A 21,909-nucleotide genomic window follows, 5' to 3' on the forward strand; every position below is an offset into this window, starting at 1 on the left:
AAGCATTCGCTCCTTCAACTCTTCAGGTGTCAAATGCGAAACAATGACTGCCTTTCTCATCTCCTCTACCTCCTTCTGGGGAAATATTCCCACAAGGAAGTATACTATCATTCTTTAACGTATGCAAGCGAAATAGTATAACCAATTCTCCTCCAGTATAATACAGACCTCTTCGCGTATTATCTCCGCCAATATAGCTATGACCAATAGCAGGCAGAAGAAGTGAACCAGCAATAGCAAAGGCATAGGATTTCTTTTGATTCGGTATATCATCACAAAATGCATTGTACGAAACAAAACTCAATACACAAAGTAATAAAGCTATTTTCATAACTTTGCCTTGAATGTAAGAATCTTATAAGTTGACAATCCAGGGTGTTAAGGTAATAAACATAATATTGCTAATTACTTACCAAAATGCTTAGATGGTTAAAAACTTTTATTTTATTTTATTATTTTTCTTATTATGAGAAGGTGTTCTGGATTCAAATATGTAGAGATATAAGAAATATATATAACGGAGAGGCATCAAATTTTACAGCATATAATCCTGACTCTTTAAACATCGAGTTCCACCACGATTTCAGGACAATTTTGCTCTTCATCGAGAACAGGGTCTATCTCGGAAGCAACGAATTCATCAACCTGTTCCGGCGCCCTTCCGACATAAAGAGCAGGATCCATAAGGCTGTCAAGCTCCTTCATGTCGAGGTCGAATAAACCCGATTTACCTATACGCCGGATCAAGTCATTGTCTGCTCCCTCGGTTTTTACCTTCCATCCCGCTTCCTGCGCCATGCGCCGGAGAGCTTCGTGAAGGGTCTGACGGTCTCCGCCCTTTTTCACCGCCTGCATGAGGATGTTTTCCGAGGCGATAAACGGAAGCTCCTCCATGATCCTCCGCCGGATGACGGCCGGATAGACCACCAGTCCCGCGCTGATATTGATGGCCAGGCGCAGCACCGCATCGGTGGCGAGAAACATCTGGGGGATCGAGAGACGCTTGTTGGCGGAATCGTCCAGGGTACGCTCGAACCATTGTGAAGAAGCGGTGAAAGAGGGACTGGATTCGAGCGATTGAACAAAACGGGCAAGCGAAGCAATCCTCTCCGAGCGCATGGGATTGCGCTTGTAAGGCATGGCGGAAGAGCCGACCTGGGATTTCTCGAACGGCTCCTCAATCTCCTTCAGGTGCGCCAGGAGTCTTAGATCATTGGACATTTTGGCGAGGGACTGGCATACTCCGGCCAGAAACGACGCCACACGGGCATCCACCTTCCGGGTATAGGTTTGACCGGTAATGATAAAAGCATTTGGGAACCCGAAAGCCCTGCTGACCATGGCATCCAGTTTTTTCACCTTTTCATGATCGCCGTCGAAAAGGCTCAGGAAGGAAGCCTGCGTGCCGGTTGTCCCTTTCACTCCACGGAATCTCAGGGTGGAAAGCACATACCGGAGGTCGTGATAATCCATCACCATGTCCTGCATCCAGAGCGCGGCCCTTTTCCCGACCGTGGTAAGTTGAGCCGGCTGGAAATGGGTAAATCCGAGAGTGGGCAGCGACCGGTGTTCCAGGGCGAATTTTTTCAGGTTGCGGAGCGCATTCACCACTCCGTACTTAATAACCTGAAGGCCGTCACGCATCTGGATCAGGTCTGTATTGTCGCCCACATAGGCGGAAGTCGCTCCAAGGTGGATAATCGGGCGCGCGGAGGGGCATTGATCGCCAAACGCATGGATATGGGCCATTACATCATGGCGGAATTTTTTCTCATAGGCTTCGGCGGCATCCAGATTCAGGTCATTGACGTGACTCTCCATCTCACAAATCTGTTCAGCGGTGATGGGCAGTCCCAGGTCCTTTTCCGCTCTGGCAAGCTCGACCCAGAGCCTCCGCCAGGTGGTGAATTTCACCCGGTCTGAAAAGATGGCGCTCATTTCGGGAGAAGCGTATCGTGTTGAAAGAGGGTTTGTATAGGTATCGATTTTTTCCATCAGAACAACCTGACCTTGAATTTCATATCCTTGGTGTATTTCCCGGGATCGCGCCTGAAATCGGTTACAAATGAATCGAGAGTGGCGTTCGTCTGCCGCAGTTCATTGTAAAGGTCATCGGTCTTGATCAGTTTGGCTAGGGTGCCGTTTCCGGATTTCATGTATGCGGCGAGCGTATCCACTGTTACAGAGATAGGCTGAAGCGCCGTAAGCGTTTCGCTCAGCCTGTCAGAAGAAACCTGGAAACTGTCGATAGCCCTTGCCAGCCTTGCATCGGTAGAGTTCATGAAAGTCCGTATGTCACCGGAAGTGGTATCCACATTCTTCAGAGCAGTGGATAGTGATTTACGGTTCTCTTCAGCAATTATACGATATGCGGAGAGGGTCTTCCGTACATTCTCCAGAGTCTGTTCGAAAGCGGAAGACAGTTTTACGAAATCCACATCACGGTTGAATTTGGCGCCTGCCGTATTTAGTTGATTCAACACTGTTTCCGATTTTGCAATAAGATCCTGGAAGCCGGGAGTATCGGCGCCTGTTTGAATCCGGCTCATGTCAAGCGGTTCTTTCGCTTTCCCGGGATCTATCACCAGGGCCTTATCCCCCATGAGACCAATCTCGTAAACCCTGAACCGTGCATCGGAATGAAGCTGCACCGTTTTCCTGATGGAGAAAATTACAATCGCAAGGTTTTCAGAATTCAGGGTAATCCTGCTGATTTTTCCAACCTTGACTCCAGACAGTGTGACCGGGTCTCCAACCGATACTCCCTTGCTGTCGCGGAAAAGGACGCTCATGGTATTCGTTTTAAGTCCGGGTTTATACTCTTTTATCCAGAACACGCCGCCGAAAAGGATGATCAGGGCGAAAATGGTAGTAAACCCGACTTTCAATTTTACAAGGGAAGTTGCCATGCGGTATTCCTGCCCGTTCTACAAGAGTTCCAGCACATCCACGCTCTCATGTTCCGGGAGGTCGCGGAAATCGAGTTTGACTCCGGCATCCCAAAGCGCTTTCAGGTGTATCGAGTCAGTTTCATCCACAAATATATAATCGAGTATCTCCCGTTTCCCCTTTATGGAATGCATGCCTCCGACATTAATAGCGCTGATCTGTGCGCCGTTTTTCACCACTTCGCAGGCATCTCGCGGCGACTCGAAAAGAACATAAGCATTCATTTTATCCGCGTTGAGTTTGTTTATGACCGGAGCTGCATCCTTAACCCTGACAACTATTCCTTTTATGGTCAACGGAAGGGCGGCAAGACAGATTTCGCTTTCCCATTCGCACGAGGCAACAGTATCGGATACGACCAGGATGATATCCGGTTTCATGCACTTGCCCCAACCTTCGGTAACCTGTCCATGAATGAGCCGATCATCGATTCTTGCAAGTACTATCGGCATAAATCCTCTGGTTCATTCGGCGATTATTCCGCGCTTCCCATCCGTTTCAAGAATGGCCGGAATCTCGTCGAAAGGAATCACGGCACGCTTGTGGAGAAACGACAAGAGCATCGGGAGATTAAATCCGCTCAGAATGTGGCATGCGGGCAGCTTGGCAAGCTTGGCCGCACGCCAGCATGAACCCCCGTAAACATCGACGAAAATGCACACTTCCGGGTTGGGAAGAAAAGAGCACTCTTCCCTTATTTTATCCGCCAGCTCTTTGGTGGAACACCCTTCGTTGGATAACCCCTTAAGATTCTCGAAAACTCCGTAAATACCTTCCAGGGCATGCAGCAGGGCATCCCCGACTCTTTTATGTGCAATAACCACACCGTAAATCATTCTTTCTTTTTTCTCTCCCGCAAAAGCCTTTCGTTTTCTTTGATTTTAGCGATCTGACGCTCGGCCAGGTCAAGAGCGGCATTAAAACCACGGGTTTTCAGGAGATGGTTCAACGCAATGGATTCCACAATAACCGCGATATATTTTCCCGGATAGATGGGTACCTCCACACGGGGAATGTCAACATCGAGGATGGTGGTAATGTTTTCATCAAGACCGGTACGGGTGATCGGCTGGCTGGAGTCCCAGTCTACCAGATGCACCTCGATTTCAATCCTCTTCTGTATCCGGGTAGCCCGGATGCCGAACATCTTCTGCACATCCACAATGCCCACACCGCGGATTTCGATGAGCGACCGGGTCATCTCATTGGCGGTACCCACGATGATTCCCCTCGACTTACGGATTATATATACAATATCATCGGCCACAAGACGATGGCCTCTTTCAATGAGGTCAAGGGTGATTTCGCTCTTTCCGATGCCCGGCCGTCCCACAAAAAGCAGCCCCATGCCGTATACATCCACCAGAGTACCGTGCATGATGGTGGAAGGGGCAAAAAAATCTTCGAGATAATAACTGAACAGGTGGACGAACTGTGTCGTGGTTAACAACGAAGTGATCAAGGGGATTTTTTTTTCATCACAGATCTCGATCAGTTCTTCAGGCGCATGTAACCCATTGGTAAGCAGAATACAGGGCAGATCGAACTGGCAGATGATTTCAAATGATTCTATCCGCCGTTTTTTAGACAGCGTTTCAAGATACAACATTTCCGTATTTCCAAGGAGCTGCGCACGATTATAGGTAAAAAGATCGACAAAACCGGCGAGCGCCAGGCCGGGACGGTTCAGTTCGGGGGAGATGATCACATTATGGAGGCCGCCTTTGCCCCCAATCAACTCAAGACTGAGCCTCTCCTTGTTTTCGTTGAAAAACGATCCGACCGTTATGGCTTTCACCGTTCAATCCCCTTGTTTAGCGGAATGCTGTCAGGATTAAAAAAAAATTATACACCTTTTTACGGTTTTTTACAACTAAAATTCTTTTTCCTCTTCGGTTTCAATCGGCAGCTCTTCCGGAACCGTAGGCGGTTTAACCACCCGATGGTCAATGACTTTGCTCCGAATCTTCTGTAACTGTACCTTGGCCTTTTCAACCACTTCATCCAGCGCTCTCACCTGGTTGAAATCTTCATGGGTGGCGGCGATAACAAGGCCGGGAATGCGGAGTGAAATCTCCGCTCGAATCAAAGGATTCTTTTTTTTGTCAAACGTGATGTTACCGTCCTCGATACGGTTGTGAAACTTGGAAAGTTTCAATACCTGCTCTATGGCCATAGCTTTGAATTGTTCATCGCATTCTTCATGTCTGCATGTGAAAGAAACGGGGAAGTCATACTTTTTTGTCATGTTTTTTCTCCATCTTTTTGTCAAGAAAATAAAGAGGAAAACCATAGGATTGCGGATACTCAGCGTTCGCCTCTTTCTATTTGTTTTTTTAATATTCCGATCACTTTTTCAATTTCACGAAGTCCTGCCGGATACTCCGGCATGTAACCGATGCCTGCAACGCCGCATTCAAAGATCTCCCCGCATTTTTCAGGATCATTCCCGCACAGGGCCACAACGGGAGCTGCGAAACGCGAAACCAGATTTTTTATGTTGGCAATGCTCCCGGAATCTCCCGGATGATAAGTTACCGGCTTTGTAAGCAGGTAATCAGCGCCGTCTGAGAGTACGTAATCACTATCGGCGCAGTGATACAGTGAAAAACCGGTCACAAATCCGCAGCCGGATAGTTTCCGGCAGGACTCAACCGGCGCATCGCGGGAACCTACCAGAACTCCATCCGCTTCAAGGATAAGGGCAATGTCCAGGCGGTCATTCATCATGGACGAAACGCCGCTTTTTCTGCAGACCGAGGCCATCATTTCAGCATTTTTTATGAAATCGCGGTCACCGGAGATTTTGTCACGGTACACCACAGTACCTGCGCCAGCGTCGGCTATGACCCCGGTAAGCTCCGAAATATTCATTTCCGGATACCGTTCGTAATCGATTATCACATAGACGCCAAGCCTTTCCCTGCTGGTCGATGTGTGTGCCTGAAGAAGCGCCGCCAGAGCTTTTTCCGCTTCATAGAGGCGAAAGCGGATGAGTTTAAACTGCACCGAAAGATTCGGGTATACCAGCTTCACATATTCTTCAAGGGCGCGTACCGCTTCCTGCGCCCGCCCCGCATTCGCCCGTATGATTGCAAGGACATCGGTCCGGTCTCGCTCGGAGTCGGTTTCGCCATTCCTGAGCACATCATGTTCTGAATCACGTGCCATGAGCATAAGCCTGTCCAGCATTTTTTCCGACCTGGCTATGGATACCAATGAATGGCGGATCTCCTTGATTTCGCTGGTAATACGGCTGTCATTCAACAGCATACGGGCGGTTTCTTCAAGGATTCTGATACCCTCGACTGCCCTGTTCATATTGGCATCGAGAAGCCGCAGGATATCCCGGTTCATGGTATGCATCTCTCTCTCCCACCCCATAGTTCAAAGACCCATACGTGTTCCGGGAAAAAAAAAGCCCCGGATTTCTGTTTGATAACTCTGGAGCTTGCGGCATACTACGGTACATGTGTTTATTCATTGGAAAGATTGCTGAAATTAAGGTTAATATGTCCTTCGCTTTTTTCTTGAACAATTTTTACCATCCAGCCCTTTACTTCTTTCCCGTGAATTTTAATCTTCTTGGGTATCTTTTCCAGAACCTGTGCATCAGGACTTAATCCCGAGAACTTTCCATTAATATCACGACAGAAAATCCATTCGGTTCCAATGTCTGCATTTTTTTGCGGCATACCGATCCTCATTATTCCCGGAAGTAATCCGGATAGATGCGTTCTACTTTCTTACGGCCCATATACCCCTTTACAAGTTCCATAAAAATTCCGATATCGCGGTCGAGATCCCGGTTTATTCCGTCATAGTAAAAAACACGGCATGGGATTTCATCGTGATCTCTGGCAAAGGATGGGTAAATTGCTTCGGATACGATTCCGTTCATGCAGGTAAAGGGACTTATATCCACAATCCCATCCACCCCTTTCGAGTAACAGTAGCCCGACCGTCCAAGACTGAGCGCCATCTCGCCGAGCGCTCCGGAAGCCGGAAGATAATTTTCAGTAAGCTGTGCAATCACATCCGTGTCGACTGGCTCTTCATAGCCTTTGAAATCCTCATGAAACGGCTCAATGAGCTTGTGTTCGTCGGAACGCATGACATACGTCTTCAAGTGAGAAATTGCCATTTCTTTCGAAAATCTTTTGCCAAGTCGCCGTAAGTTGACACGATGGCTCCAGTCGCAGTAAAATATCCATTCCCCCACATCCGCTATCCAGGTTTCAGCCCCGTGCTCCTCCAGTTTTTTAAGCATATTTTCGTTGGCGAAACGGTTATGACGGCAGAATATCTCACCCAGGACTGCAATAAGCGGTTTGCCCTTACTATAATCGGCATCTATCGCCCGGAATTGGTCGCGGGACCGTTCCAATTCAGTTCGCAGCAGGGAAGTGCGTTTACCGAATCCAAAATCCGTGCGCTCCATCATTATTTCGCACCGTTGAAGCGCCTCTTCATAAATCCTGTCGGTTGTGCCTTTCACCTTTTCGTAGGGGCGGGTTTTGAGGAGCATCTTTCGCAGGATGTCTGCAGCGATAAGACTCCCCCATGCAATTCGAAAAAAGGTAATAATCCCCCGGCCTGCATCGCCATATCCGTTTTTGGAAGAAGGGTTGAGTATCATTATATCATGAAAGCCGAGCTTGGAGAGCACAGTATCCAAGAGGGGCCAGTACTGGCCGAAACGGCAGGGACCGTCTGAATCCGGCATCAGGAAAGCGGTCTTCGACGGGTCAAATCCTTCCTTCTCCGTTACCTTGAGAAAATCTCCCAGTGTTATTTTTTCGGGAAAACACTCTTCTCCCGAAGAATGCATCGCCCCAAGTTCAAGGGTTCGCTCATCAGAAGGGGGAATAACCTGTGCATCTATTCCGGTGGAGCGGTAAGCCGCCGCCAAAAGCCTGGCGCCGACCTGGGTCATCGGATGAATGTACAGCGTTCTCCCTGTTAAAGATTTTTTTCCGTTTCCTTTCACTGTTTTACCTCCCAGGCACACAGAAATCCCTTTGAATCAAGATAAGCTTCGCATCTGGTCATCATGCCTGCATCGTTGGAATGGCCGTCGAACTGCAGAACCAGGAACGGCCTGCCCAGTGCATCACGAACATACTGTTTGATAAACGAATCCGGGCCGCATTTGAAATTGGTAATATAGATGATATCGAAATTCGGCTCATCCGAAAGTTTACTGGCAGTCTGAAGAATTTTTTTCCCGTAGTTCCAGAACATATTCTTGTTGATATGGTCTATTTTGATGCCCTGTACATCGAGGAAGTCCATGGGAATGACATTTATCCCGTAAATTCCGGAAAGTTTGGCCGCCACTGACAGGTTTATGGCACGGTCGAAAACATTGTATGCCCTTCCCACCAGGATGATAGCCTTTTCTCCTGCTTTTTTAACTGCCTCCACAGCTTTTCGGCCTTCTTCATGCAGGCTCTTTCTGAATTCACTCTGGGCCTCATATGCCATATCAACCGCACGGTTTGATCGTTCCCGTGGTATTCCGAATTTTTCCACTGCCTGAGCCAGTTCCTTCCTGATGATCTTTTCCCCGTCACGGAAATGCAAAGTAGGCTTCAGAATCCGGTTACGATGGGAACGGAAAACAGGGCTGTGTTCGGCGACAAAAGGCAGAGTAGAACCCCATACGCAGACATAAGATTCCCTTTCCATCACCTCCGTTTCGGAATTGATGATATTGGGGAGCCATACATAATCAACTCCCCGGTCGAAAAGGGCTTTCACGTGCCCATGCGCCACGATGATCGGGTGACATGGTTCCGCCACAACGCTCTCTATCCCCATGTTTGCGATGGATGTATTGGTTGTATCGGAAAGAACCGTGCGAAACCCGCATTCAGACAGGAATACGTTGTAAAACGGCAGCTGGTCATAGGTATACATGGTCATGGGTATTCCTATCACCGGGCCTGACTGGCCGTTCTCGCGGAATGTCTTGAGGAGGAGTTCATCACGGATTTTATACAGATCATCGATGACCGGCGATTTCGAAACTTTTTTCCTTTTACGGTAGCGGTCGGAACACTTGTCTCCCCAGTACGTTTTCTCGCCGTCGACCGTGAATTCCTGGATGGCGCAGAAATTACTGCATCCTTTGCAGGTGAATTCCTTCAGCGCATAGTTTATTTTCGACAGGTCAAAGCCTTTGAAAGTAGAAGGGTCTCCGGTGGACTCTATTTTTCTTTTGGCGAGGAGGGCTTCTCCGATCGCGCCGATTACACCGTTGAAGGGGGGAACGATGATTTCCTTCCCGGTAACCTGCGCAAACGCCGCAGCTACTGAATCATTATAGGCGGTTCCACCCTGGAAGAAGATGGTGCCGCCGATTTTTCTTCCCCGGACGACACGATTCAGATAGTTGTAAACCACCGAATAGGCAAGTCCGGCGATAATATCCTCTTTGGATGCGCCGCGCTGCATGTACGAGTTGACATCACGTCCCATAAAAACGGTGCAGCGCTCGCCGAGGCGAAGGGGACTCCCGGAAGAAAGCGCAAGCTCGGCAAATTCACCCTTTATACTTACGCCGAGGTCTTCCGCCTGCTCCTCGAGGAAGGAGCCGGTTCCGGCGGCGCAGGCGTCATTCATGGTGAAATCCACCACGATTCCATCTTCGATGGAGATATACTTGGAGTCCTGGCCGCCTATCTCGAAAATGGTATCGACTTCCTTTCCCAGCATAGTACGGCTGATAAGAAGCGCTCCGGTTTTATGGGCGGTAATCTCGTCGTTGATGGTGTCTGCGCCGATGAGAATGCCGATGAGTTCCCGGCCGGAGCCGGTGGTGCCGACGCCCTTGATCTCTATCCTGTCCCCTATTTCCCTCTCGATCTCCCTGAGACCTTCGCCGACCACCTCTATCGGACGGGCTTTTGTGGGAACGTAGATTTCCTTGATCACATTTCCCCGGGTATCGATCACCGCCAGGTTCGTGCTCACCGAACCGATATCGACTCCGAGATACACCGGAATCCGTTCTGCGCCATCGGGAAAGTTGAATGGGGTGATGTTTTCCCTGAGCAGCCTGACATCCTTGAGCGAGAGCTTATCCATCGAGGGAAATTCATAGGAAAGCTTCCCGCCGATCCGCGCAATTTCCACCGGCGATACTCCCTGCGCCAGGATCGCACAGCCGAGCGCTCCCAGCCAGCACATGGTTTCCGGAACCACGATATCATCGTCGCCAAGCTCAAAAACTTCTTTTATAGAACGCCGCATTCCGGAGTTCAAGGCTACACCGCCGATAAAGAGGACCGGCGGTACCACTTTCTTGCTGCGACTGATGACGCTTTTGAAATTACGGGAGACGGCATTACTGAGGCCCTTGAGCACTTCATCCGGCTGATAGCCGCGCTGCTGGGCATGGATCATGTCCGATTTGGCAAAAACGGAGCATCTTCCGGCTATCTGGGCAGCCTTTTCCGCACCGGCAACAATATCCCCCACATCTTCGATACGGAATTTAAGCCTCGACGCCTGCTGGTCCATGAAGGCGCCTGTTCCCGCGGCGCAGTCGCCGTTGGTTCCGTAGTCGATAATGACCAGTTTCCCAATATTTTCGTTATATCCGAGGAGAATGAACTTTGAAGTTTCCCCGCCCATCTCAAAAACAGTCCGGGTCTGGGGATGGAAATGATTGACCGCTTCGACAATGGCGGTAAACTCGTTGATGACGGGAACACCATACCGTGCGCCGGCCAGCTTCCCGCCGGAACCGGTAACGGTAATTCGATATGAGGCGTCTCTGATTATTTCTAATATGGGAACGAGAAGTTCTTCCAGCGCATCGAGGGGTTGCCCTTTGAAACGCTTGTACCGGGAGACCGCAGTGATGCTTTCGCATGATGCTGCTGAGCTGTCAAGGAGAAAATATTCAGGTCTCGCCGCCAGCTCACGGATCGCCGGTTCATCTTCTTTTCCGCCGATGACGGCGACTTTTATGCTTACTGAACCAATATCAATGCCAATTCCTACTGCCATAGCATTCCTTGCAGGGTTAAGAATGAATTATAGTTCGGTCAAAACGGATCAGTATCGAGTGGGGTATAAATATAATACTATTTTTTGCGCATGACAAATTTCAAATGAAATTTTAATAAGAGAGCTTTTTTTTACATAGGTCGAGATTGGTTGACGCAGCCCCCTTCCTGTCCTTCGGACTTCCTTCCCCGGTAGGGGGCAGGACACGGCTCCATCGTGCCTGCGAAGCAGCAATGACTGTGGAGCAATGACTTCCCTTGCCCACTTCAGGGGGAAAGGGACCGAGGGATAGGGGGGCTGTAGTTAAAAAAGATATCGTTTTCTTTTCACGTATAACACGACTTTTGCAAAAACCTCATCCTTTAAACTCATTGAATCCTCTTTATATATTGTTTGCATGTATACAATACATATAGAAATATTATTTGTCAAGCAAAATTTTACAAAATTAGAAAATATTTTGGTTATGTCGTTAAGTCAGCAATCTATGGTAAATAGGAGAAATTGTGTGCTCCTTACGAATAGATGCCGAAACGGTTTCATCGTTCCCGCGAAGCGGCAACAAGTTCGGCATGACAGGTGTCATCCTGAACTCGTTTCAGGATCCAATCACTACCGCGCCACCCGTGAGATCGTGATGCTTTTCTGGGCCTGATATTTACCTTTTTTATCGGCGTACGATGTTTCGCATACATCATCTGTACCCAGAAACAACACTTGGGCAATTCCCTCCCCTGCGTATATTTTTACCGGATGGGAATTAGTGTTGATAATCGAGACGGTCACAAAACCCTCCCATTCCGGCTCGAAAGGAGTGATATTCACCACCACGCCGCACCGTGCGTAAGTTGATTTGCCGAATGACACCGTGATGATATCTCTCGGTATCCGGAAATATTCCACAGAGCGGCCGAGCGCCGAAGAATGCGGCGCCATTTCCAGCACCTCGCAAGTTTTATCGATAAAGGAATCGGCGGATACCGACTTGGGGTCAATCGAACCTTCCCCGCTGAAAATCTTGAAATCCTGCGAAATACGCATGTCATAACCATACGATGATAGGCCGTACGATATGATTCCCTGACGCGGTTCACCATCGGCAAAAGGCTCTATCATTCCATGTTCCACTGCCATTCGGCGAATCCATGAATCCGGCTTTATCATTCGTTCCTTTCCACATTTAAAACCGATGTCGCCGCTTTCAGCACCGAATCGATCACCTTTTCCAGATTCCCCGAACGAGTGGCGCCCGCGGCGCGGGGATGACCTCCCCCACCGAGCTGGGAAGCAATCTCATTTGCCGGGATCGGCTCGACCGTGCGAAAGCTCACCTTGTACTGTTCGACTCCCTCCTGTACAATCAGGACGGCTACTTTGATGTTCTTGATAATCCGCAGCTGGTCGATGATTCCGTCCGTATGTTCACGGCGGGCGCCTGAATCACGGAACATTTTCAGCGTTATCCATGAATACACAATCCTGCCGCATGAGCTGAGCCGCAGGTTGGCCAGGGCGTAACCAAGGAGCTTCTGACGGCTGAACGACTGGCCGGTCTCCAGCGCTTTTCTGATCTCTCCGACCCGCGCTCCGTGCTCGTAAAGGGATGCCGCGACAGAGTGCGTTACCGAGGTAGTGTTGCTGTACCGGAAATATCCGGTATCCGTTACGATCGCGGTGAGAACGGCCAGGGCGATTTTTTTATCTATTGCTGACGGTTCAATCTGGCAGATGAAGTCATATATAAGTGATCCGGTCGCTTCCGCGCGGGGATTCACGACGATATGGTCTGCTTCCACCGCTTCGGGAGGATGATGGTCAATGATAATCTTTTGCGCCTGGTTATGCACGAGATACTGCACAACATTTCCGGCGCGGTCGTATTTTCCGAGATCGAGTAAAAAAACGAGGTCCCGCTCGTTTGGACCATTGCCGGAGGGCGGCGCATCAGGGTATGATTCGATGACTCCATCGGGATCGAGAAACCGGTACATCTCCACTACGGTGGACTGGATCACTACCCGGAATTTTTTTTCTATTTTCTGCAGTAATCCGGCCAGGGCCATCACGCTGCCGAGGGCATCCCCGTCCGGATTGATATGCGTGGTTATAAAAATACGTTCAGCCTGACGTAGTAATTGTCCTATCTTTATCCAGTCCGGTGTGTTTTCTGGAAAATATACCATGGCTTCCTATATTTTTTCATAGTAATCTTTCAAAAGCAAGGCGTCATCTTCACGATGCGGGCTTTCGGCAATCATTATTCCGGTAATACCATTATCTTTGAGAACATGGAGAAGATCTTTGTAATTGAAATCGGATTCCTTCATATCAAGGTGTTTTTTTTCGCCGGAAGGGCCATACTGGATTCCGGAAATATGCATATGAAAAATCCTCAGTTCCCGGTCGCCGAGTCCCCTTCGCACGCTGTCAATCACCGACTGGAATTCAGGGGAAGTATTGTATTCCCCCGTTCGGGCATGAAGATGCGACCAGTCGATACAGGGATGAATCCCTTCCACTTCTGCGGAAAGACGCACGATCTCGTCTAGTGTGCCGAACTGCGAGGATTTTCCGGTGGTTTCAGGCCTGACATCCACATCCACCTTCGATTCACGGAGTGTGCGGACGATGTCATCCAGCACATCGTGAACCTTCATGAATACCTTTTCCGGATCGGACTTCTGATAGAAAGCCGCATGAAAGGTAATACTCTCGGCGCCGCTGAGACTTCCCATTCGGGCGGTTTTTAGAATTCGGTTCCTGGAATCCTCAAACTTTTTCTCTTCATTGCTGTTGAGATTTATATAGTAGGGCCCGTGAGCAGTCAGCCGTATACCATTTTCCTCCGCCGCCAGGGCAACTGCGCGGGCTTTTTCCTCGCCGGGAAAGGCGCCGTACACATACTCCAACTCCATCGCGTCCAGGCCAAGTTCTTTCAAAAGCTTCAAACCGGAAATTGTGTCCCCGCTTTTCGCAGCGACCGGAGACCCTGCCGTCCCGAATAGTAATTTCCCGGTTTCTTTCATATTAGAAGCCTTCTTTCTCATTAGCCGCGGATTTCGCTGATTTTCGCATAGATCCTGAAACAAGTTCAGGATGACACGTGTCATGCCGAACTTGTTTCGGCATCTATAGTTACATCAGCTTGATCAGCGGCTTTTTTTTCTCACATATACCCTAATCTCATCGCCTTCTTCAGAAATTTCGAGGTACTCATTTCCGGTCAGTGAGCACCAGTTCGTCATATCATTTTTTATGCCGGGGTCATCCGAAATGATGGTAAGGGTCTCCCCTGCATTCATTTCCTTTATTTTGTTTGCAGTTTCAATAATCGGGACAGGACAAAATCTTCCGACCGTATCTAGGGAATAATCAGTTTTCATATCATATCTCCCTGTTTAATATGTAATATATACAAGAGATTAGGATAAATCAAACGATTTTTGATGAAAGGATGTTGAAAGGCAACGAATGCGAGTTGAATTGAGTGTTTTAGATCCTGAAACGAGTTCAGGATGACACGTGTCATGCCGAACTTGTTTCGGCATCTATTTTGAAAAGAAACGCAATAAAATATGTCGTCATGTATAAACCATGTTTCCCAGCGCATCCGGGTCAAGAATAAGCACAAACCGCTCATCGCCGGAGAGGCGGGCTGCCCCGGCAAACGGCGCCATACCCATGCCGGGTTTGCAGGGAATGGGTTCAATCATGAAAGAAGGGATATTCCGAATTCCGGTTACATTGTCCGCTTTGACACAGAATGTAGAAGACCGGTTTTGCACCACCAGGATTCTTTCACGCATGGACCCTGCACTGTGAGATTCCATTCCTTTCGCGCTTCCGGAAACGGTTTTATCGTTCCCGCTTGCGGCAATTCCGGCCTGGGGTGGAAGATCGGCCATCGGAAGAAGTTTGCCGCGGGTAGAGATGCACCGCGGTGTGTCTCTACCCGGCGTCGACGGGGGAAGAAACTCCACAATAGCATGTGCTGCAAGTCCGAACAGCATAGCGCCGTGAGAAAAAAGCACATACAGATCACCGGCCTCACGGCACTTCGACAAGCTCAGTGCCCGGTCAGCGGGCTCTGAGCCTGCCGAAGAGACCGCTTCCAAAAAGAGTTTATCACGGTCGAGAAGCAGGAGTTCCCGTTTACCGTCTTCCAATAAAACCTTCCCGCGAATATATTCTGATAGACCGGCAGGCTGAATGCGGCCTTCATCAACAGCATCCGGTCCGGAAATGCTGTCTGCAAGAATACCGGGAGCTTCCTCACCGCCCAGTATGATAATACGGGAATGTGAAAAACGTGCAGAAGACATCCGCCCGGAAAGCATTCCAAAGTCCATAACGGGGATGATGCGCGTATCCGTCTTCTTCATCCCGCAGAAATGTTCCGTCATTCCTGGAGTCGGAACAATCTCTCCGGCAGGAATGATCTCCTGCACTGAAGCGGTTTCGATGCCAAATTCGATCCCGGAGCGCATGAATGAGAGAATGATAACCTTTTTTCCGGGCTTTTCTTTTAGGGGCGGGGGTTTATCAATACGCGGCGCCGTCTTTGCCGGGGATTCAGGTTTCAGCGGTACAGTGTAAGGCTCTATCCGCTGAGGACGGATAGCGGTGGTCCGCGAAATTTGCTGGATAAAAGCTTCCGAATTCTTTTTCGGGCAGGGCTCGATTGTGCGAAGCACATGAGCCTGGTCCTTGATCATCTTGCCCACCGTATTCACAAACACCCGCCGCTGGAGAAGCACCTCCTCTCCCTGCAGGGGGAGTGGGACATAGGCATCTCCCGTCAGGGGGGGGACAGTGTCAAGGTATATACCGAACAGCTCATGGCCAAACCTTACCAATGCTTCCGAAAAGAGCCTTCCCGGTATGGGTTCTTCGTGGAAAATCAGTACATGGTAGTGGCCCTTGCCGCCGCCGGTAACCTCAATCTGGCTGGAAATACCCTGTTTAAGCAGCTCATCGGCATACTGCCGGGCTTTGGAAAACGGGAGGTCCATCTCCGGGGAAAGATCGAATTTCACCAGAGAAAAGGCGGTTTCACCCGTATGGGAAAGAGGATTCACCAGAACATTGGCGTCACCAGCGAGGTGACGGGAAAGGGCGTCATCGAGAGAATATTCTCCCATGCGGAATCGTCCTTCCCCCTCGATCTCGAAACTGTCCACTGTTTTGCAGAAATGCACACGGAGCAGGGTTAACGGAATATTTGATTCCAGGGCCTTTTTCCGGAATTTTTGCGGTTTAGCCTGTATGATACGCTCGGCAAACCCTGATTTCCTGGAGAAGTAGTCATCCTTGCTTTTGAAACGCCCGACGCTCATATAATCTCCTCAACGAGATTTTCAAAATCTTTGGCGCCGATGCTTGACGGGTCATAGTAGATAATACTCTGGCCCATCGCCGCGCTTTCCCCGATACGCACATTACGGCGGATCGGGGTTTTTGCCATCTTGTCTCCGAAAAAGGCGCTGAGTTGTTTGAGCATCTCAGTGGCCAGTACGGTGTTCGAGTACATGGTCGGTATCACTTTTCCGATTTCCAGCCTGGCGTTATAGTTCTCTCGCACCGCATCTATTGTTTCCAGGAGTTTGTTTGTGCCGATAACGCTCAAATGTTCGCAGGCGACTGTGATATAGACTTCATCGCTCGCCACCAGGCCGTTCACCGTGAGTGAGCCGAGAGAAGGGGGAGAATCTATGATTATGTGATCGTAGCGGGCCAACACCGGTTGAATGGCTTTTTTTAGTAAGCGTTCGTAACCGATGGCGGCAAAAATCTCCCGTTCTAACGAGGCAAGGAGAATATTTGAAGGTGCGAGCCAAAGGTACTCGCTCACCTTTATGATAATTTCCTCCAAGCAGAGCTTCCCTTTCAGGACATCAAATATGGTCGCTTTAAACGCATCGGGATCAAATCCGGCCCAGGAAGTGAGATTTCCCTGGGGATCAGTGTCAACCAGAAGAATGTTGCGCCCCCGCTTCGCCAGTTCAAAACCGACATTCAAGGCGCACGCGGTTTTCCCTACTCCGCCTTTCTGATTGGCAAAAATACAGGTTTTTTTCATTGCTCCTCCATGCTGACCATGGAGAAGCGACGGGAGCATTCTCTGTGACAGCGAATAGAATCCGAGGAAAGGTATCTTCAAGGATATTCGAGGCATAGCTAAATCATGTTAAACGAGGAATGCAATAAAAGATAATCACTCTATCAGCCTCCACCGGCGCCGCCAACTTTGATCATATCGAACATGGGCATGTACATGGCAATGAGCGCCCCACCCATGATAACCGCCAGGATGACGATAATGAGCGGTTCCATGATGCTGGTGAGAGTTTCTACGGCGGCGTTTACTTCTTCATCGTAGAAATCCGCGATTTTGCTGAGCATCTGATCCATTCCGCCGGATTCTTCACCTACTGCCACCATCTGGATGACCATGGGAGGAAAAACCCCGGTGGCTTTCATCGGCTCTGTTATTGTTTTTCCTTCGGATATGGCGCTGATCATGCTCTGCAGAGCGCGGCGGATTACCATGTTCGAAGCTGTCTTGGCTGTGATATCGAGCGCTTCTATAATGGATACGCCGCTCGCCAGAAGCGTTCCAAGAGTTCGGGAGAATTGCGCTATACAACTCTTTTTCGTCAGGTCCCCGAATACAGGGACTTTCAACATAAGTTTATCAACATTGTAACGACCTTCCACAGTCTTACTGTATTTCGTAAAAACCACCACAGCCGCAACTATTATTCCGAGAAGCGGCAAAATCTTGGCAGGTGTTTTGAGAAAGTTGGACATATTCACCACAACCTGGGTAGGACCGGGCAGCGGCACCCCGGAATCCATGAACATCTTGGTGAATACCGGAATGACAAAACCAAGGAGAGCAGCGATGGCAAGCACAGAAACAACACTTATCACGATGGGGTACATCATCGCTCCCTTGATTTTCCGTTTCAGGGCCGCAGCTTTTTCGAGAAATGTGGCCAGCCGCAGGAGGATGGTATCAAGGATTCCGCCGATTTCACCGGCTGCGATCATGTTGATAAAGAGTTCCGGGAAAATCTGGGGATGCTTCGCCATGCTGTCAGCGAGAGAGTTTCCGGTTTCCACTCCGGCTGTAACGGCGACGAGCACTTTTTTGAAATTCTTGTTTTCCGTCTGTTCAGAAAGAATGGTGAGACATTGGATAAGCGGAAGTCCCGCCCCTATCATGGCGGAAAACTGCCGCGCAAAATTGGTGATATCCTCCGCTTGTACTCCGGTTCCCAATGAGATGGAGAAGCCTTTGGACTTAGGCTTCACCTTTGTGACAATGATTCCCCGCGACCGCAGGTACTTGAATACATCATCCCGGCTCTGAGCGTTATATTCCCCTTTTACTATCTTGCCGCCCCGTGCTTTGCCCTCATAAATAAATTCCGGCATGGAATATGGCCCCTCGTCAGCTCATTGTTTCGCGGATAACTTCCTCATAATCAACAATACCATTTTTCATCTTCAAAATGGCGTCCGCCCTCAAAGTCATCATACCTTCGTTGATGGCAAGTTCTCTTATTTGTGCGGTGGATCCGTTGTTCAGCACCAGCTCACGGAGGGCCGGGCTCATAAGCATGACCTCATAAGCGCCGGTCCGGCCTTTTTTACCGGTGCCGTTGCACTTCGGGCAGCCAACCGGCCCATGTATCACATCTCCCTCTTGGATTTCCAGAATCTGCCAAAGCTCGCGGGGGACCACGACTGGCCTCTTGCACTCATTGCAGAGTTTTCTAAGGAGGCGCTGAGCCTGGATAAGATTTACCGCAGAAGCCACCTGGAACGGCGCTATTCCCATGTCTATCAAACGGGTAACCGTGCCGGGAGCGTCATTCGTATGCAGGGTGGAAAGAACCAGGTGTCCGGTCAAAGCGGCTTTCACCGCAATGCTTCCGGTATCAAGGTCGCGGATCTCGCCGATCATGATGATGTTCGGATCCTGACGGAGGAAGGCTTTGAGCGCGGCGGCGAATGTCATCCCGACTTCGTTGCGCACCAGAACCTGATTAATCCCGACGAGGTTATATTCCACCGGATCTTCGGCAGTCATGATGTTGACTTCAGTTTTGTTGATACGGCTCAGAGCGGAATAGAGCGTGGTGGTTTTCCCTGATCCGGTGGGTCCGGTAACCAACACCATCCCATAGGGGGATTCTATGGCTTTGATGAAATCTTTAAGCGCTTTTTCAGTGAAACCGAACTTTGTCAAGTCCAGGGTAAGATTTCCCTGGTCGAGAATGCGCATCACGACTTTTTCACCGTAAAGCGTCGGGAGTGTGGAAACCCTGAATTCGACAGACTTATTGGGCATCCGGATCTTGATGCGGCCGTCCTGCGGAATGCGCCGTTCGGAGATATCCAGATCGCTCATGATCTTTAAACGTGAGGTCACCGCCGCCTTGAGCTTGTTGGGGAGGGGAGGCATTTCCATGAGCACGCCATCAAGACGGAAACGGACACGCACCTGTTTTTCGAACGGCTCGATATGGATGTCCGATACTCCCCTTTTCACCGCATCGACGAGGAGCGAGTTCACCAGCCTTACCAGGGGTGCATCATCCGCTCCCACTCCGGCAAGATCTTCTTCTTTCTCCTCCACCACCTCGAATTCGCCGCCCTCGAAATCGTCAAGGATACTTGACATTTCCTCGGTGGTTTTATAAATCTTGTCGATGATGTTACGGATGGAGCTTTCGGTAGCTATATATGCTTCGATTTTGCAGCCGGTAATGAGTCTCAGAGAATCGAGGGCAAAGGTATTCGTAGGATCGGCAATGGCCACTTTCAGTTGTTTTCCTGCTTTTTCAAATGCTATCACCTGAAATTTTACTGCGACTTCTGCCGGAACAATATTAACAATATCCCCATCCAGTTCTTCAAGCTTGAGATCAACCGATTGAACTCCAAGTTGTTTGGCTAGGGCGTCGTTTAATTCCAATTCGTTTACATACCCGAGTTCAATCAGATTGCAGCCAAGATTGCCGCCTTTTTCCCGCTGCCTTTTCAGAGCCTGTTCAAGCTGCTCCACAGTAATCTGCTTGTTTTTTACCAGAAGATTGCCAATCCGCGCGCCAGCCATGTGTCCAAACTCTCCGATGAAAAAGGTACAGATAGAGTGACAGAGACCTGTTACGACAAATAAAAAGTAAGCTATTCAAAGGCTTTTGTCAAGAACAAAGCCATGCGGTATCAGGTTTTTATAAAAGAAACATATCCGAAGGAAACCGGGAGTCAGAAAAATATTTCAAAAATCTTATGCCGTCCCGTGAATCCCTTCAAATCAAAATAACCGATACAGTGTGTTTTGATCTGAGAATCTGATAGAATTATCCGTTGTACAACCTCGGTGATGAAAATACGGTCGATGCGGGGCAGCATGTTTTTTTTAATGCCAATTGCTGTTTGATGCATGGCTTCTGCTTTTACAGATTCCACTCTGAACGCCATGTCAACTGCAAGCCCGCTCCGGTCTCCATCCGGCAGCCTGGTAGTTTCTCCGAAGTGTATTCCCATCATGATATGAATGCCTTTGCTCGATTCCTCCGCCCGCATATCCGTAAGCAAATCCATCGCCACTTTTATAGCCGCCCGCACATTCGAAAAGATGATCATATACCCATCGCCGGTATTTTTGACAAAATCGGCCGGATTTTTTTGCAGTTTTGCATTCAACTTCTCGAGAAGGACATTTTTTACTTTGTCAGCAACACGGTCCCCCATCGCCTGGGCAATATGGGAAGATCCGACAATATCAATGACCAGGATAGCTTCCGGATTGCCTTGCATTCCTTCATCCGGTATGATAAAACGATCGGCAGAGCGACGTGAGAATTTGAAGAATGTACGGCCGATCTGGAAAATATCACCAGGTTTAACCTCTATGGGTTCCTTGACTATTTCACCAAGAAGAAAAGTGCCGTTCCTGCTTCCGAGATCATGCAGGGTCAACAACCCTGAGGAATCGAGGTGCAGCTCGGCGTGGCTGTTTGAAACATATTTGTCATCAGGAAGAGCAATTATAGATTCAGCAGATCGACCGATAGAGTGCACTCCGGGAGTTAAAGCAATTCGATACCCCTCTTTCATACCGTTCAGGATAAACAGATACATGGCGGATTCAAACCTTCATAGAAGAAATTCAGCCGAATGTTAAAAATCCTTCCTTATCTGTCAAATACCCTTTTGATAAGAGAGTGGAATAAACTGTCATCAAATATATTCTTTCGTGAACTCACCTGTCAACTGATATGTCTTGCCATATTCACTTGCTGTCATGCCCAGGCAAGTCAGCATCCGGCTGAGGCTTGACAGATTGAGGCTTGTTTGGATTATTTATGTAACAAAGCTTTTTTATCCCTGACGATGCAAAGCCCTCCGGACGACGTCATGCCGAACTTGTTTCGGCATCTATTTACACCAATGCGTTCGTATATTTAATCACCGGAGCAATGATTTTGAGAATAGCCGAAAAAAAATAGTGACAAGTAGTTCTTTTTTTATATAATTATGTAGAAACGGATGCGTGACATCGATTTTTTACCAAATCTCTGCCGGAAGAGACTATTCCATTGACAATCACGTTTGAAAGAATCCTCAGAGAAAATAGAACAAAGCATTGCGATTCTGAACTGTCAGAAAATTGAAGGGAAGGGATATCTTCCAATTTGGGACTTAAAAGATTGAAAGACAACGTATAAACGTTGCTATCCATAGAGATTAACCGGAAAGTAACTATACATGACGACATATTTTATTGCGTTTCTTTTCAAAATAGATGCCGAAACAAGTTCGGCATGACACGTGTCATCCTGAACTCGTTGCCGCTTCGCGGGAACGATAAAACCGTTTCAGGATCTAAATACTCAAAACGTGCGCAATTATTTATGTCGTCAT

The 21,909-nt window shown here is 48.8% G+C and carries 20 protein-coding genes; all 20 read right to left on the reverse strand.

What is annotated here, in order from left to right:
• Window positions 1-22: 22 nt before the first annotated feature.
• Window positions 23-331, reverse strand: coding sequence for a hypothetical protein (locus Q8O92_07325; protein MDP2983122.1), 309 nt, complete (start codon window positions 329-331; stop codon window positions 23-25).
• A gap of 227 nt (window positions 332-558) precedes the next feature.
• Window positions 559-1,995, reverse strand: coding sequence for an adenylosuccinate lyase (gene purB, locus Q8O92_07330; protein MDP2983123.1), 1,437 nt, complete (start codon window positions 1,993-1,995; stop codon window positions 559-561).
• Window positions 1,995-2,909 carry an MlaD family protein gene (locus Q8O92_07335; GenBank protein ID MDP2983124.1) on the reverse strand — a complete coding sequence of 305 codons (915 nt, stop codon included), beginning with the start codon at window positions 2,907-2,909 and terminating at the stop codon, window positions 1,995-1,997. Before Q8O92_07335 ends, purB begins: the two co-directional genes overlap by 1 nt.
• 18 nt (window positions 2,910-2,927) lie before the next feature.
• Window positions 2,928-3,401: a PTS sugar transporter subunit IIB gene (locus Q8O92_07340; protein MDP2983125.1), complete on the reverse strand. Its 474-nt coding sequence runs from the start codon at window positions 3,399-3,401 to the stop codon at window positions 2,928-2,930.
• 12 nt (window positions 3,402-3,413) lie between these two features.
• Window positions 3,414-3,785, reverse strand: coding sequence for a hypothetical protein (locus Q8O92_07345; GenBank protein ID MDP2983126.1), 372 nt, complete (start codon window positions 3,783-3,785; stop codon window positions 3,414-3,416).
• Window positions 3,782-4,747 carry an HPr(Ser) kinase/phosphatase gene (hprK, locus tag Q8O92_07350; GenBank protein MDP2983127.1) on the reverse strand — a complete coding sequence of 322 codons (966 nt, stop codon included), beginning with the start codon at window positions 4,745-4,747 and terminating at the stop codon, window positions 3,782-3,784. Before hprK ends, Q8O92_07345 begins: the two co-directional genes overlap by 4 nt.
• A 75-nt stretch (window positions 4,748-4,822) precedes the next feature.
• Window positions 4,823-5,197, reverse strand: a complete 375-nt coding sequence (locus Q8O92_07355; protein MDP2983128.1) for an HPF/RaiA family ribosome-associated protein — start codon at window positions 5,195-5,197, stop codon at window positions 4,823-4,825.
• A 59-nt stretch (window positions 5,198-5,256) separates the two neighbouring features.
• Window positions 5,257-6,315 carry a thiamine phosphate synthase gene (locus Q8O92_07360; GenBank protein ID MDP2983129.1) on the reverse strand — a complete coding sequence of 353 codons (1,059 nt, stop codon included), beginning with the start codon at window positions 6,313-6,315 and terminating at the stop codon, window positions 5,257-5,259.
• A gap of 110 nt (window positions 6,316-6,425) precedes the next feature.
• On the reverse strand, window positions 6,426-6,644 hold the full coding sequence (locus Q8O92_07365; GenBank protein ID MDP2983130.1) for a hypothetical protein: 219 nt from the start codon (window positions 6,642-6,644) through the stop codon (window positions 6,426-6,428).
• Between the two features lie 11 nt (window positions 6,645-6,655).
• Window positions 6,656-7,939 (reverse strand): hypothetical protein, encoded by a 1,284-nt coding sequence (locus Q8O92_07370; protein MDP2983131.1) that lies wholly within the window; start codon window positions 7,937-7,939, stop codon window positions 6,656-6,658.
• Entirely contained in the window at window positions 7,936-10,968 is a 3,033-nt protein-coding gene (locus Q8O92_07375) for an acyl-CoA dehydratase activase (GenBank protein MDP2983132.1), read from the reverse strand. Before Q8O92_07375 ends, Q8O92_07370 begins: the two co-directional genes overlap by 4 nt.
• A gap of 612 nt (window positions 10,969-11,580) precedes the next feature.
• Complete coding sequence (gene dcd, locus Q8O92_07380; protein MDP2983133.1) at window positions 11,581-12,132, reverse strand: dCTP deaminase; 552 nt, start codon at window positions 12,130-12,132, stop codon at window positions 11,581-11,583.
• Window positions 12,129-13,151 carry a bifunctional oligoribonuclease/PAP phosphatase NrnA gene (locus Q8O92_07385; GenBank protein MDP2983134.1) on the reverse strand — a complete coding sequence of 341 codons (1,023 nt, stop codon included), beginning with the start codon at window positions 13,149-13,151 and terminating at the stop codon, window positions 12,129-12,131. Before Q8O92_07385 ends, dcd begins: the two co-directional genes overlap by 4 nt.
• 6 nt (window positions 13,152-13,157) lie before the next feature.
• A complete protein-coding gene (locus Q8O92_07390) occupies window positions 13,158-13,994 on the reverse strand; it encodes a TIM barrel protein (GenBank protein MDP2983135.1) in 837 nt (278 codons plus the stop codon).
• Window positions 13,995-14,117: 123 nt separating this feature from the next.
• Complete coding sequence (locus Q8O92_07395) at window positions 14,118-14,351, reverse strand: sulfurtransferase TusA family protein (protein ID MDP2983136.1); 234 nt, start codon at window positions 14,349-14,351, stop codon at window positions 14,118-14,120.
• 198 nt (window positions 14,352-14,549) lie between these two features.
• Entirely contained in the window at window positions 14,550-16,304 is a 1,755-nt protein-coding gene (locus Q8O92_07400; GenBank protein MDP2983137.1) for a chemotaxis protein CheW, read from the reverse strand.
• A complete protein-coding gene (locus tag Q8O92_07405; protein ID MDP2983138.1) occupies window positions 16,301-17,047 on the reverse strand; it encodes a ParA family protein in 747 nt (248 codons plus the stop codon). Before Q8O92_07405 ends, Q8O92_07400 begins: the two co-directional genes overlap by 4 nt.
• Window positions 17,048-17,190: 143 nt before the next feature.
• Window positions 17,191-18,408: a type II secretion system F family protein gene (locus tag Q8O92_07410; protein MDP2983139.1), complete on the reverse strand. Its 1,218-nt coding sequence runs from the start codon at window positions 18,406-18,408 to the stop codon at window positions 17,191-17,193.
• A gap of 16 nt (window positions 18,409-18,424) precedes the next feature.
• Window positions 18,425-20,095 carry a type IV-A pilus assembly ATPase PilB gene (pilB, locus tag Q8O92_07415; protein MDP2983140.1) on the reverse strand — a complete coding sequence of 557 codons (1,671 nt, stop codon included), beginning with the start codon at window positions 20,093-20,095 and terminating at the stop codon, window positions 18,425-18,427.
• 152 nt (window positions 20,096-20,247) lie between these two features.
• Entirely contained in the window at window positions 20,248-21,126 is an 879-nt protein-coding gene (locus Q8O92_07420; protein ID MDP2983141.1) for an FHA domain-containing protein, read from the reverse strand.
• Window positions 21,127-21,909: the final 783 nt, after the last annotated feature.

Source organism: Candidatus Latescibacter sp., from assembly GCA_030692375.1.
GTDB lineage: Bacteria > Latescibacterota > Latescibacteria > Latescibacterales > Latescibacteraceae > JAUYCD01.

Excerpts from the sequence above, each read along its gene's own strand:
- Q8O92_07335 (MDP2983124.1), bottom strand. The coding sequence starts at position 2,909 with ATGGCAACTTCCCTTGTAAAATTGAAAGTCGGGTTTACTACCATTTTC.
- Q8O92_07390 (MDP2983135.1), bottom strand. The coding sequence starts at position 13,994 with ATGAAAGAAACCGGGAAATTACTATTCGGGACGGCAGGGTCTCCGGTC.
- Q8O92_07345 (MDP2983126.1), bottom strand. The coding sequence starts at position 3,785 with ATGATTTACGGTGTGGTTATTGCACATAAAAGAGTCGGGGATGCCCTG.
- Q8O92_07400 (MDP2983137.1), bottom strand. The coding sequence starts at position 16,304 with ATGAGCGTCGGGCGTTTCAAAAGCAAGGATGACTACTTCTCCAGGAAA.
- Q8O92_07355 (MDP2983128.1), bottom strand. The coding sequence starts at position 5,197 with ATGACAAAAAAGTATGACTTCCCCGTTTCTTTCACATGCAGACATGAA.
- Q8O92_07420 (MDP2983141.1), bottom strand. The coding sequence starts at position 21,126 with ATGTATCTGTTTATCCTGAACGGTATGAAAGAGGGGTATCGAATTGCT.
- Q8O92_07375 (MDP2983132.1), bottom strand. The coding sequence starts at position 10,968 with ATGGCAGTAGGAATTGGCATTGATATTGGTTCAGTAAGCATAAAAGTC.
- Q8O92_07410 (MDP2983139.1), bottom strand. The coding sequence starts at position 18,408 with ATGCCGGAATTTATTTATGAGGGCAAAGCACGGGGCGGCAAGATAGTA.
- dcd (MDP2983133.1), bottom strand. The coding sequence starts at position 12,132 with ATGATAAAGCCGGATTCATGGATTCGCCGAATGGCAGTGGAACATGGA.
- Q8O92_07365 (MDP2983130.1), bottom strand. The coding sequence starts at position 6,644 with ATGCCGCAAAAAAATGCAGACATTGGAACCGAATGGATTTTCTGTCGT.
- pilB (MDP2983140.1), bottom strand. The coding sequence starts at position 20,095 with ATGGCTGGCGCGCGGATTGGCAATCTTCTGGTAAAAAACAAGCAGATT.
- Q8O92_07360 (MDP2983129.1), bottom strand. The coding sequence starts at position 6,315 with ATGCATACCATGAACCGGGATATCCTGCGGCTTCTCGATGCCAATATG.
- Q8O92_07395 (MDP2983136.1), bottom strand. The coding sequence starts at position 14,351 with ATGAAAACTGATTATTCCCTAGATACGGTCGGAAGATTTTGTCCTGTC.
- purB (MDP2983123.1), bottom strand. The coding sequence starts at position 1,995 with ATGGAAAAAATCGATACCTATACAAACCCTCTTTCAACACGATACGCT.
- Q8O92_07340 (MDP2983125.1), bottom strand. The coding sequence starts at position 3,401 with ATGCCGATAGTACTTGCAAGAATCGATGATCGGCTCATTCATGGACAG.
- Q8O92_07405 (MDP2983138.1), bottom strand. The coding sequence starts at position 17,047 with ATGAAAAAAACCTGTATTTTTGCCAATCAGAAAGGCGGAGTAGGGAAA.
- Q8O92_07385 (MDP2983134.1), bottom strand. The coding sequence starts at position 13,151 with ATGGTATATTTTCCAGAAAACACACCGGACTGGATAAAGATAGGACAA.
- Q8O92_07325 (MDP2983122.1), bottom strand. The coding sequence starts at position 331 with ATGAAAATAGCTTTATTACTTTGTGTATTGAGTTTTGTTTCGTACAAT.